The 13527-nt window shown below is 30.5% G+C and carries 7 protein-coding genes; 3 read left to right on the forward strand and 4 right to left on the reverse strand.

Annotated features, from left to right (window positions below; all coding sequences use genetic code 11):
* Window positions 1-38 precede the first annotated feature (38 nt).
* Together E4J94_RS14095 and E4J94_RS14100 are read left to right on the forward strand one after the other, a co-directional pair.
* Window positions 39-1565 carry a DoxX family protein gene (locus E4J94_RS14095; protein ID WP_135836427.1) on the forward strand — a complete coding sequence of 509 codons (1527 nt, stop codon included), beginning with the start codon at window positions 39-41 and terminating at the stop codon, window positions 1563-1565.
* 13 nt (window positions 1566-1578) lie between these two features.
* The gene (locus E4J94_RS14100; protein WP_135836428.1) at window positions 1579-1854 is read left to right on the forward strand and encodes a DUF6520 family protein; all 276 of its coding nucleotides are present in this window, start codon (window positions 1579-1581) and stop codon (window positions 1852-1854) included.
* A gap of 23 nt (window positions 1855-1877) precedes the next feature.
* On the opposite strand, the gene E4J94_RS14105 is transcribed toward E4J94_RS14100, so the two are convergent.
* From E4J94_RS14105 to E4J94_RS14115, 3 genes are read right to left on the reverse strand one after another with little or no spacing between them, the layout of a single operon-like run.
* Window positions 1878-4319: an alpha/beta hydrolase family protein gene (locus E4J94_RS14105; RefSeq protein ID WP_168801885.1), complete on the reverse strand. Its 2442-nt coding sequence runs from the start codon at window positions 4317-4319 to the stop codon at window positions 1878-1880.
* On the reverse strand, window positions 4309-5688 hold the full coding sequence (locus E4J94_RS14110; RefSeq protein ID WP_135836430.1) for a RagB/SusD family nutrient uptake outer membrane protein: 1380 nt from the start codon (window positions 5686-5688) through the stop codon (window positions 4309-4311). Before E4J94_RS14110 ends, E4J94_RS14105 begins: the two co-directional genes overlap by 11 nt.
* A 4-nt stretch (window positions 5689-5692) precedes the next feature.
* The gene (locus E4J94_RS14115; RefSeq protein ID WP_135836431.1) at window positions 5693-8686 is read right to left on the reverse strand and encodes a SusC/RagA family TonB-linked outer membrane protein; all 2994 of its coding nucleotides are present in this window, start codon (window positions 8684-8686) and stop codon (window positions 5693-5695) included.
* A 2645-nt stretch (window positions 8687-11331) separates the two neighbouring features.
* On the opposite strand from E4J94_RS14115, the gene E4J94_RS14120 reads away from it, so the two are divergent.
* A complete protein-coding gene (locus E4J94_RS14120; RefSeq protein WP_135836432.1) occupies window positions 11332-11574 on the forward strand; it encodes a helix-turn-helix domain-containing protein in 243 nt (80 codons plus the stop codon).
* 98 nt (window positions 11575-11672) lie between these two features.
* Here E4J94_RS14120 and E4J94_RS14125 read toward each other — a convergent pair whose 3' ends face one another.
* The gene (locus tag E4J94_RS14125) at window positions 11673-13526 is read right to left on the reverse strand and encodes an HsdM family class I SAM-dependent methyltransferase (RefSeq protein WP_135836433.1); all 1854 of its coding nucleotides are present in this window, start codon (window positions 13524-13526) and stop codon (window positions 11673-11675) included.
* Window position 13527: the final 1 nt, after the last annotated feature.

Below are 13527 nucleotides of genomic sequence, written 5' to 3' on the forward strand. Positions count from 1 at the left end.
TTAGAAAGTTATTTTTTAAGAATTAAAACTACTAAAAGATGAGAAAAATTGCACCGTTTATACAAACGCTCATCTGCTACCTATTTATCGTTTTGTTTATTTATGCAGCTGTGAGTAAACTAATGGATTTTGAGAATTTTCAAATTCAATTGGCACAATCACCATTACTAAGTGCATACGCAGGATTTATTTCTTACGCCGTAATTATTGTGGAAATTCTAATTGTATTATTGCTTTGTATCAAACGAACACAACAAATTGGATTGTACGCTTCTTATGGTTTAATGCTTGCGTTCACTGTTTATATCTATCTGATTATTAATTACAGTGATTTTGTTCCTTGTTCTTGTGGCGGAATTCTAGAAAAACTTGGATGGACAGAACATTTGATTTTCAATCTAGTATTTGTTGGATTAGCTGTAATTGCCATTTACTTAGGTGAATTATTAATGTTTCAAAAAAGTAAACGAAAACTATTTGTTACCTTCTTTGCTATTTCGATTGTTTCAATTGGAAGTGTCATTATGTTATTTCTCACATCTGAACACATCATCAAACAAGAAAATAATTTTACCAGAAGGTATTTACAGCATCCAATTATCGAAGAAAAAGCGATTGATCTAGGCGCTAATTCCTATTATTTTGTAGGATATGAAAATAATACGCTGTATTTAGGAAATTATACTGCTCCACTTGTTTTAACGAGTGTTGATACCAATACAGATCAAATCATTTCCAAAAAGATTGATTTGGACTATAAAGATCATCCTTTTAAATCCATTATGATGCGTGTCAAAAATGGTAGCTTTTATTTGTACGACGGAACAGTTCCTGTTATTTACAAAGGAAAATTAACCAATTTACATGCAGAAACCATCAGTTTAAATGATGCTTTTTTCAATCAATTGGTTGTGATTGATTCTACCAAATTTGCTATTCGTACTCAAAGTAGCACAACGAATACGCAGACTTTAGGAAAGCTGAATTTAAACAAACAGCCAAAAATAGAATTGTTTTCAACTGTACTCGAAAAACAAATTGATGGTGTTTTTGATACAGATGGTTTATTAGTTTCTGATTCATATACAAATGATTTGGTTTATACTTATTACTACCGCAATCAATTTATTGTTATGGATCAAGCGTTACACATCAAACACAAATTAAATACGATTGATACTACTTATCAAGCAAAGATTGAAGTAAGCCATCTATCGGATGGAAAAAATAAAATGAGCGCTCCACCATTATTAGTGAATAAAAAAATGGTTGCACATCGACATCTCTTGTTTAATATCTCTAAACTTATGGGAAAATTTGAATCCCAAAAACAATGGAAACAAGTGGATGTAATTGATGCGTACCGAACAGATCGTAGGCATTATATCGGAAGTTTTACTGTACAACATCGCGAAGAAAACAAACTTTCTGATTTTTTAGTGACTGATTCTCATTTTTATGCACTAATTGGAAACGAATTGATTGTTTATAAACTAAAGCCGGCTATAACCGATCAGTTTAAAACAGGAAAAGCCGAAAACCTGCAAAAAAGTAGGCAAAACTAAAATTCACATTAAAATGAAAAATTTAAAACAAATTATTTTACCAGCTGTCATTGTATTAATGGGGACTGGTGCAGCTTTCGCTACAAATCAGGCGAAGAAAGTTGGATGGAATCCTGGAGATCCGATTTATCGTATCGATCAAGAAGAACCATGTACATTGGTTGAGGATTTTGAATGTAATAACATTCCAGGTAATTTATGTACTTATCAGCCAGGTGTACATCTTTACGGAATGGATGAAATTTCGGGAACAGTATGTAATTTTCAATTATTTGAAAAAACAAATTAATAATTTATAAAAGGAGACAGCTTCTACAGCTGTCTCTTATTTTTAATCCAATCAATTTCAGTGTTTTTTAAATAAAAATCGAACCAATTTATAATCCTCTGATTTAAATCTTTTGCCTTTGATGGATTCATTATAACATGCTTTTCATTCGGATATAATAACAATTTTCCTTCTTTTTTTAAAAGTCTCATTGCTAAATACATGCTAACACTTTGTTCCCAATTGACTTGATAATCTTCTTTTCCGGACCAAATTAATACAGGTGTATGTAGGTTTTCTAATTGGAGTAAAGGAGATTGTTTTAAATAATTTTCTTTTGAATCATAAAACATTGAATTCATTTTAAAAAACTGTTCCTCGTATCTCCAAAATTGTGGTTTTGATCCATTCCAACCCATCGAAAAGTACCAATTTACAATATCAAAAATACCTGAGCCACTAACAGCTGCTTTAAACATATTTGTACGATTTACGATATAATTTACCTCAAAACCGCCATAAGAATGGCCTATTAATCCTATTTTATCTTTATCAATATTGGCTATTTTTAATGCTTTATTTATAGACTCTAATGTACATTGTAATGCTGATTCACCTGGTTGATTTATCTCAACTATGATATCTGGTCGTAAGACAAAATAGCCTTGTGATGTATAAAAATCAGTATTGAAACCATTAGCTGAACTTACTTCTGGCAATTGAAAATCATTCACTAAATGTGATTGCTTTTGGTAGATATGGACAATCATCGGATAATATTTGGTTGAATCATAATCAAATGGATAATACAATATTGCTTTTACTGATTTCCCATTTATAATAGATTTTATATCTTGAAAACGACGTTTTTGAACAATTGAATTAACTGCTTCAACCTGAATGGTTGCTTTATTCTTCTCATCTATTTGAACAATACGAGGAGATTTTAAATAACCTTGCTCCATTACATACAAATTCTTATTTTTTAACGAAACTTTCTTAACATCTTGCGATGTGTTATAAATTTCATTAAATCGATCACAACATTTATAAATTTTGTACTGATTATTTTCGTTTAAAGATTGTAAATAAATGGTTTCATCTACTTGATTTTTAGCTTGATTTCTAGTTACTAAAAACGTAAAAGTTCCCGTTTGTTTTGTAGATTCAATTAATTGTTTCAACTTTTTTGTAAGAAGATTATATTCCCATATCCCTTCTTTAGCTGTTAAAAAAACACGTGAATTATCATAAAAATTAGCTGGCTGAAAAGCTTCATTCTTAAAATAATCATCAACGGAGAAACCAGCTTTTATTGAAGTCGTCAAACTTTTCTTTTTGTCTTCTAATACATCATATATCCACCAATTATTTTCTTTGAAATAGATAAATTTATTATGATCAGAAAGTATTAATTTATTTCTGTTATAATCGTCAAAATCTTCAACTATTAACTTTTGATTCATTGTTTCTAGATCCATTAACTTAACATCAACATGATCCCGTAAATGACGATAACTTCTGTATCTATTCTTGTCGAATATAAGTAGATATTGCGTTCCTAAAAATTCGTAATTGACGTCCGTTAGAGAAATTCTGTTTTTCACCTCTCCATTATTCAATTGAATAAAAATCAATTCTTTTTGACTCTTTGGTTTTTGAATAATAATTTGATCATCAGAGGTATCCCAAATCTCTACTTCTTCTGATTTTTTTAAGGTATAATCAGATTGAAATGTATTTTCTAATATAAGTAAATTATTGTCTTCGTTAATAATCTTGAGATTTATACTCTTATTTAAGTCATGAAGTAATTTGACCTTTGTCCCATTACTTTTGACATAAAATACATCTTCTCCTTCTTGTTTAATGTAGTCATATTGATTGGATTTATTCCATCTTAATGACTGATATTTAACGCCAGCTATTTGAAAAATAGGATTGATATTTTTATTTAATTCATACACATCAATGGTATGATTCGTTTTTTCAATTACTAATTTATCATTCTCCCATTTGTAATCTATTACATCAATAAACTTTATTTCGTTTCCTAATTCTCCATTATTTATTGTATTAATGTAAAGCGTATTACCTTCTTTTTTCGCTACAAAAAATTGCTTATTAGAAGTTTCAATCATTTTCTTATAGTGCGGAATTGTTTTTTTATTTTGACTTTGGATGTTATATAGTACAAGACCTTCATTTTTTTCATCATATAAAAAATACTTATCACTCAACCAATGATAATTCATTATTCTACCAAGTCGTATTTCATCTGTTTTTTTATTATTTTTCAAATAATAGACAGGCAATTCATGGTTTTTATTTTTCGTAAATAATATATTTTCATTGTTTGCATCTACAAATTCAACGGTATAAAATTGATTAAAATAAGTTTCCAATGAATCTAATTTCTGTTGTTGACCAGAAATATAAATTGAAATTAAACAGATATAAAAGCTTAATATAAATCTAATAGCCATCATTTTGGGGTTTTAAATTATTATTCAATAAAATCTCCTTTTCTGGTAAAGGCAGTTTCTCCATAAATGGTTTCCAAGTTGGAATACTGTTTTGTAATTCATTTAATCGATTCCATCGTTTCAAATCAAAAAAACGATGTCCATATTCTGTAAATAGTTCATGTTTATATTCATCTAAAATAGCTTGCTCTAAGTCATGTTGAGATAAATTAGAAAGCATAGGTAAATTGGCTCTTTTACGAATAAGGTTTAAATCATTTTCAGCTTCTCTAAAATTGGAAAGTTGAAAATTAGCTTCTGCACGTATCAAATACAATTCAGCCAAACGAAGTAGCACACTATTCTCTACATTAACTGTTGACGAAGTATTGGGCGCTTTATATTTGTATGGTTGATACCAAGTACCCTGATTGTTATTTAATTTCTTTATCCAAATTTCTTTTCTTTGATCTCCCTTCTCGAAAGAGTTGACGAAAGTGGGTTTTAAACTTACAAAAGCTGGAGGTAGAGCATTTAACATAAAAACATCTGCTTCCAAGGAATTTCCAGTTGCTAAATGAGGTGAAAAACACCATAGAATAGATTTACTTTCTTTCAAAAATTCTTTGCTAAGATCTTGTTCTAATGTAACACCAGCCGTTTGAATAACATCATTTGCATGCTGTTTGGCTTTTTCCCATTGTTTAGTTTGTATGTAATATTTAGCTTTTAAAGTTTTTAACGATGTAAGATTTAACCGTGTTTTAGATGTGTTTTTCGTTCCTTTCAAAAACAACTCTTCTGCTGTTAAATAATCTTGTTCTATTCTTTCATAGATTTCCTTTTCGGGTGTTTTATGAACTATTTTATTTTGCAAATAATCTGTCGTTGTGATGTATGGGATTTCGCCAAACAATTGAGTCAAATACATGTGCAACATTCCACGCATTGTATAGGCTTCTGCTAATACTGTTTGTTTGTATTGATTTTCTAATAATGTACTTTTTTCTACCCCTTCTATCAGTGCATTTAATCGGTATATTTGATTATAACTTGTGTTCCAGGTAGTCAATACCAATTCATTTCGAGTGGATAGCGTGTGTTCATAAAACTCTTTCTGTCCTAGCAAATTGATTGAATATAAATCAAGTTCATCTGTGTATAACCCCAATAAATACGTCATACCAGAATTATTTCCTGTAAATAATCCGCTATCTCTTAAACTTGCATAGATATTTAATAACGCAGCATCTGTCGTTTTTTTATCTTCAAATACTTCTGCACTTACAAGTTGCGTATTTGGTGTATCAAGATCTAAGAAGTTTTCGCAACTTGTCAAAAGAATTAAAGCGATTAATCCTTGTTTTAAGTGTATAAAAATTGATTTCATAATGTTAAAAGTTTAATTGTAATCCAAGTGTATATTCTTTCAGAGGTGGCAAATACCCTGATAAAACAAATTCGGGATCAGCACCAAAATAATTGGTTAGCGTCCATAAATTTTGTCCGTTGAGAAACAATTTTAGAGAAGAAGTGTTTGCAATTTTAAATTGATAGGAAATGGAAATATTCTTTAAACGGATATAAGAACCATCACTTACCGATTGATCACTTTGTTTAAAATTATTATAGGCTTGCGAAGCGAGCGTTTGGCTTCCAGTACTGTATCGTTGATAGTTGGCTGATGGATTATTTGGTGAATAAGCATCTAGAAACTCTATCGGTTGATTGGTTAAACTTCCTGGAATGAAACTCTGAGCGATATAATTGATACTATTTTGTTTCACGAATTGAAACAGTACATCAAGCCCAACGTTTTTATACTGCACTTGATTTGACCATCCTCCAAACCATTTTACACCCACATTTTTAATAACTTGCTTATCTTCAGTATTTATTTTTCCGTCTTGATTAAAATCTTTGAATGTATGTAATCCAGTTATTGGGTCTATGCCTTTCCATTCGTATAACTTTTTAACTGTAATGGGTTGACCAATAACATAGGTATTCGCATAAGTAGAACCTTCTAAATCGGGAAATGACACTAATTTATTTTGTGGAAATGATAGATTTAAACTACTTTTCCATTGAATAGCGTTTTGCAATGGTTTTGCTGAAAGTTCAATTTCAATTCCTTTGTTCTCTACTTTTGCAGGTAAATTAGATTGAATGGATGAAAAACCTGTTGTTCCTGGTAAAGGGATTCCGACCAATTGATTTCCAGATACATTTCTATACCATGCAAGTGAAAATCCTATTCTATCTCTAAAAAAAGATAAGTCAAGAGCGAATTCTAATTTCTTATTTTTTTCCCAACTAAAATTAGGATTGTACAAACTATTTGGCTCTAATCCTGTAACCTGATCGTACGTTCTTGCCTTTGTAATATAGGTATCCAAGTATTGATAATCACCAATCAAATCATTACCTGTAATCCCATAACTACCTCTTATTTTTCCGAAGCTTAACCAAGATGATTCGTTGAGAAAGTTTTCTTTAGAAAAAATCCAAGCTGCTCCAATTGCACCAAAATTCCCATATTTAAAATTTTGTCCAAAACGACTTGATCCATCACGACGACCAGTTAAGTTTATAAAGTATTTGGATTGGTAGTTATATCCAAATCTACCGTAAACAGATTGATAGGTATAATCTATGATAGGTTGTGCACTAATTGTTTTTACACTTGCAGAAGATAAATCGTTTAGCAATGAGTTACTCAGAAAATTAGAAGCCGAAATTCCTAATCCATTTGTTTGTCTGTGTTGAAATGTTAATCCAACAAGATTTGTAAAGTGGTGTTGATTTATACTTTTATTGTACTCTAATCGTGGTTCTATGTTATACGACATAACTTTCTGATCGTATCGTAATACGTTAGATCGTTCACTCCCATAATTATAATTTGGGTTGTATATTGTAGATGGACTTACCCGATTTTCTATTGATTGACTATAATAAATCCCTATATTATTCACTAAACTTAATCCTTTAATTAATTGAATTGAATTCAAAATAGCATGATTCATCATATCACCATTACTAGTATAATAGCTTCTGAGTGAAGCTAATGGATTTACAAACGTATTGTTTTGCCAATTCAGTTCACCTTGTTCATTGTATAAATTTGGAGCATTCGGGGCTAAGCTTATAACACTTGAAAACAAATCGGTAGAAGGTAATTTATTGACAGATCGACTTAAATTACCTTTGTATCCAATAGAAAATCGTTGATTTGGTGCAGTATAATTCAAACTAATTAAAGCAGTTGTCTTTTTTAATCGAAATGGTTCTGGATAAACAGTTGTTGCTTCAAAATGTCCAATACTCATTAAAAATTGAAATTGATCTGAGGCTGCGTTTATACTTAATTGGTTATTGCTTTTAGAAGAAATGTGCCCTACTAATTCGTTAAACCAATTGGTTGACGAATTTTCATCCCAAGCTCCATTTATATCATAGGCATTTGTTGGATAAGTTTTAATTCCATCGTTTTCAAATGCTGTTCTTCTCATTGCTAAATAGTCAGACGTATTCATTAATCTTAATCGATTCATTACTTTACCCACTGTGTAATCTGAACTATAGGTGATATTTAGTTTTCCACTTTTTCCTTTTTTAGTTGTTATCAGTACTACTCCATTGGCTCCACGCGAACCATAAATAGCAGTAGCATCGGCATCTTTTAAGATTTCTATACTTTCTATTTCTTTTGGATTCAGAAAATTAAGAGGATTAGATTCCCCATAAGGTAGAATACCAGACGACAGCCCTACACTTGTTGTATTTCCACTTCCAAAAGGTACACCATCTACAATATAAAGTGGTTCGTTCCCTTCTCTTCTTAGGCTATTTCGTCCACGTATCTGAATATCATAACCTCCACCTGCATTTCCAGAGTTTTGTACGATACTCACTCCAGCCACTCGTCCTTGTATGGCAGAAAGTACATTATTCACGGGTTGATTCTCAATTTCTTTTGCGGTAACACGTGCAATAGATCCTGTTCGTTCTTTGTCTTTTACAGCATAATATCCTGCATTAATCACCACATCTTTTAGCTGAATACCTTCCTCCTCCTTTGTGAAACGTACATTGATCACGCTTCTATTCAGTACCTCTTCTTCACGAATAGGAAAATCCAATTGCTCAAAAATTAGTTTAGCATCATCATGTTCTAAAATCAACGAATAGTTTCCATTATCATCAGTAAAAGTGGAATTATTAGTTCCTTCCTCTTTTACCATTACGCCCACTAGCGGGACTTGAAGTTCTTTTACCGTTCCAGTCACGGTTTTTCCTGTTTGTGCCAACAATGGTGTTGCACAAAACAACCCGAGTAGTACACCAAATGTACACCTACTGAGTTTAAAGTAAAATTTTTTCATAATTTTACATAAGTTTTTTAATTCAACATTAGTTTTAAAAGCCACTCCTTTTCCTGTACATCGCGCCAACTTTGTTTTTGGGAAAGGGGTTTTTGTTTTTACGTGATAAGTTTTACGCTTAACGTTTTACGTTTTTTTTCTTATTAATATTCAAATTCTTTTTTAACACGGGCACTGAACCTCGGTTGCTGAGCCTGTCGAAGCATCGAAGTGCAGAATCTCTTCCTTTCATTTTTTTGAGCATCCAAAAAAACGAAACAAAAAAAGATGCCGACAGTAGCCTCTCAATGATTCAACTAAATAAATTATTTCCATAAAGTTGGCAACTCGCTCCACTCATACACTCCAACTTTTTTATTCCAATAATTTAGAGTTGAATTGCATTTCGATTCTAAATCGTCGGATTTTTAACTCCTTTTTCAATAATCAAATTCATTATCACTTTTAATACGGGCACTGAGGCACTCGAAGTGCAGAATCTATTTTCGCGCGCACGTGCCTGTTTATCATATGCCTCCTAAAAAAATTTCCCCCTCCGACAGTTTTAAAAATTACATTAATAAATGAAAACTAAAAATTAACACTAATCATTTTATGAAGATCATTTATACTCTTTGTGTTGTCTTCGGGGGATAGAGTGTGAATCTGTTTACTCTTTCATGATTTTACATTAGTTTTTTAATTCAACATTAGTTTTAAAAGCCTCTCCTTTTCCAGTACATCGCGCCAACTTTGTTTTTGGGAAAGGGGTTTTGTTTTTTTATTTCAAATTTGTTCTTTATTTTCATTTTTTTGAGCATCCAAAAAAACGAAACAAAAAAAGATGCCGACAGTAGTCTCTCAATGATTCAACTAAATAAATTATTTCCATAAAGTTGATAACTCACTTCGTTCAGACACATCAACTTTTTTTATTCCAATAATTTAGAGTTGAATTGCATTTCGATTCTAAATCGTCGGATTTTTAAATCCTTTTTCAATACTCAAATTCGTTGTCATTTTTAAAAACGGACTTTGTCATTCTGAGCTTGTCGAAGAATCTTTCTGTCTCTTTTTTTAGAGATTGTATAATTCAGTAAACTGAAACATAGCGAGCTACTAACTATGTTTAATAGATTTATCTTCTCTATTGCTCTTTATTTTTCATCATTCAGTTCTATGTATCTATGTGGTGAATATTCTTTTCTACCATTCTAAACATGGGCACTGAGGCACTCGAAGTGCAGAATCTCTTCCTTTCATTTTTTTATTCATTCAATGTTTATTTTAATTATCGGTATTCATATGCCCTTCGGGGAAGAGCATCCAAAAAAACATTTGAGATTAAGAGGAGGAGTCACGGTGTGACTCAGGTATTCCTTTTCATTAATGTCACTTTTTACTTGACTAAAAAGTAACCAAAAAGTCAAGGCCGTAAACCTCTCTACTAAAAATATTCTCATTTCTCTAAAGATTTCACAAACCCTATGGGCTAAAATCTTTTTAACGTTACATTCAACCATTTTCTTAACGTGAGAGTTTTAATGCCGGTTTTTCATCCTTTTTCAAATACATCATACTTTTTACATACTACATTTTACAACTCAACACCGATACACGAACCTCGAACAAACCATACGGAACGCATATACAATGGATACAGAATGGATACAGCGCGGATACACAACCGATACAGAAAAGTGTCATTTTGGATATACACCGATACAGGAATTTAACACTTTTTAACACATTATTTCTCTAATATTCTGTCATTTCAAGAAATCTTTTTATCACTTTTTTATGAGCAAAAAAGTAATCAAAAAACTCTTGGCTGTAAACCTCTCTACTAAAAATGTTCTCATTCCACTAAACTTTTTACAAACCCTACGGGCTAAAACCTTTTTAACGTTACATTCAACCATTTTCTTAACGTGAGAGTTTTAATGCCGGTTTTTCATCCTTTTTCAATACTCAAATCCTTTTTTAACAACTAATTTATAAACCGTCATTGCTGAAAAGTCGAGTGTCAATTCGGCGTAAAGAGCGTTAAAAATGATTTACTGTTCGCATTTTACATGCGAATGATTTAAAGCATTTAGCGAATAGCCATTATTGACCGACTTGTAAGCACTATACCTAAGCTCCACTGGAGCTTCTCCTCTTCATCTCAAATGTTTTTTCATCAAGGAAAAAATGAATGTAAAATCCTTTCTATCACTTTTCAATTCTAGTAGAATCGAATAACCATCTGTGCATTTCTTTTATAGAAACACATATTTTTAGAGAGTGTATTTTACTTGATTTGTAGAGGAATAAAACCAAGTATATTGTATGAAGTTCAGTGCTACTTGTAATGGAAGAAATGACCAAAAACAAAAAACCGTGAAACTCATCATTATCTGCCGCTGAGGTACTGGTATACCGAGGAACAGATAAGTGAGCTCACGGCATAAGACGTGAGCTTATCTACTTACCATCTCGTTCCAAAAATTACCAGTTTTCAACGGCGAGACTATAAGCAATAGCTTAATATTTTCTATATAAGTATTGCAAAATTACATATTCTTGTAATTCTTTAACCAAAGATAGTAAAAAAAATCTAATGTAGAAAACTTTACCTACAATTTTATTTCAAATAATATTGAAATTGCTCTTAAACTATTATCATGACAATTGAGGATAACAAAAGAAGTTATTTAATATATTTTGGAAAAAATCTCGAAAAAATCAGAACTGAAAAAGGTTTAAGCTATAGACAACTAGCTCAAAGATGTGATGTCGATTTTAGTGAGATTAGTAAAATTGAAAAAGGAGAAAGAAACATTCAAATTACAACAATTGTAGAATTAGCTAAAGGATTAAACAAATCTCCTAAAGATTTATTTGATTTCAAAACAGAAGAAATCTAAAGAAATAAAAATATAGGGTGTTTAAAAAAATCATTACTAAAAATCCCCAAAGTGTTACTTTGGGGATTTTTATATTTCATCTATGATAATTTGAAATATTACACTTCTTCTTTAGATAAATCTAAATTATAAAAATCTTCAAAAAAAATATCTAATCTATCTTTATCTGATTCATTAATTATAAATTCAATATCCTCTTGTTTAAAATCAGGAATACCGAAGTTCTTTATATAAGTCCCATTTAAAGAGTAATAAGAAGAAGAATAAGGTTTACTTGTTGATTTTATATAAAACCAAAATAAACGAGATTCCATAATTTTTTTCACCAATTGCATTTCTTCGTTAGAATGCCCAATAATAGCTTGTCCATTATAAAATAATAATTCATCATCATTACTCATAACATAAGAAGGTATTTTATCTGAAAATTTAGGGAAAAATAATTTATTATTCACTTTTTCTAATGACTGAGTTCTTCCAAAAGCAAACCATTTTTCATAATCTCCTTTCCCTTTATCTCTACCTGAAAGTATTTGTCTTTTTTTCTGTAAATATTCAAATGCTTTAGGATAGGTTACTCTTAAATAATCTTCTTCTAATGCTTTCGGCTTAATATCGTTATTGTAAGGAAACAAAACTTTTTCTATAACATTATCAAAATCAATCTTTCTACTCAATTTATTTGAATTCAAAATATCTTTACAGATACCTTTTTCAATTGGATAAAGACTTCCATTCTGCAAATAATAAAATTCATCATCTTCATCAACTGGTTTGAATATATAAATATCATTCTTTAATGTAGCTATTCCATGTCTAGTTTTATATTTTTCACCAAAAGGTGTTCCCACAGATTCAATTTTAGAAATAATTTCATTATTATTCAGATTCCATCCATTCTTTGCATCAAGATTTTGATAATTTATTCTACTATATTGATTTCTTTTCGAGGGTAATTCCTTATTCTCGGATTTATAATATTCTATATAATTTTGTTCTACTTTTTCCAAAAAACAAATACAAGTATAAGTACTCTTAGATTTAAATATCTGATGTGTACCAAAATCAATAATCTTAATGGATGTATTATTTCTTTCAAAATAAGCTCTTAAAGCTCTACCATTCAAACTTTTAAAAAAAGTATTCATTGTTATGAAGCCCAGAATACCATTAAGAGCTAAATTCTCATAACCTATTTGGAAAAAAGGAATATACAAATCTGGATTACCAGTAGTGCACACTTCCCAAAGTTTTACATTTTCTTTAGACTTTTCATCAAGATTACGAGCTGATACATAAGGTGGATTACCAACTATAATTTCAAAGCCATGAAAATCTTCTATTACTTCATTCCAATTAAACAGCAATGTATCTCCATGATGAATATTAAAATTAAACTCTTCAATATCCTCTCCTTCAGACAAAGCTAAAAGACTCAATAGCAATTTGCTTCGATCTACTGAATAATTTTGAATATCTAAACCAAAAATTTGATTTTCAAAAATATATTGGTATGTATTATTTGTTCTACGTTTTAACTCTTTTGCAGCTGTATACAGGAATCCCGAGCAACCGCACGCGATATCCGCAACTTTAATATTATCCAGATCAAGATTATCCCTTTTTAATGATTCATTTACAATATAATCTCTAATATCCGAAGGTGTATATATTGCACCATTTATAATTCTGTCTGAAGGTGAGATAACAAATTCGAAAAGTTCAATTAGCTTTTCGATATCAAAAACATCTATTTCTTCATTAATGATTTCAATGAATTGAACTAAACTATCCCATTCTTGAATTTGATTTTCAGTGATGGAATATTCTAATAAAAAGCGATTCTCTAAAACGGCTAATTGATTAATTTCTAAAAAAGCAGACACAATAAGCCTATCAACTTTTTTTGGAAGTGGTGAATATGATTCAAGATATTTAAAAATATTCTTCATT

The sequence above is a fragment of the Empedobacter tilapiae genome, assembly GCF_004785645.1.
GTDB classification, from domain to species: domain Bacteria; phylum Bacteroidota; class Bacteroidia; order Flavobacteriales; family Weeksellaceae; genus Empedobacter; species Empedobacter tilapiae.

Coding starts and splice junctions, on each gene's coding strand:
- E4J94_RS14125 (WP_135836433.1), bottom strand. CDS start 13,526: ATGAAGAATATTTTTAAATATCTTGAATCATATTCACCACTTCCAAAA.
- E4J94_RS14105 (WP_168801885.1), bottom strand. CDS start 4,319: ATGGCTATTAGATTTATATTAAGCTTTTATATCTGTTTAATTTCAATT.
- E4J94_RS14095 (WP_135836427.1), top strand. CDS start 39: ATGAGAAAAATTGCACCGTTTATACAAACGCTCATCTGCTACCTATTT.
- E4J94_RS14100 (WP_135836428.1), top strand. CDS start 1,579: ATGAAAAATTTAAAACAAATTATTTTACCAGCTGTCATTGTATTAATG.
- E4J94_RS14120 (WP_135836432.1), top strand. CDS start 11,332: ATGACAATTGAGGATAACAAAAGAAGTTATTTAATATATTTTGGAAAA.
- E4J94_RS14115 (WP_135836431.1), bottom strand. CDS start 8,686: ATGAAAAAATTTTACTTTAAACTCAGTAGGTGTACATTTGGTGTACTA.
- E4J94_RS14110 (WP_135836430.1), bottom strand. CDS start 5,688: ATGAAATCAATTTTTATACACTTAAAACAAGGATTAATCGCTTTAATT.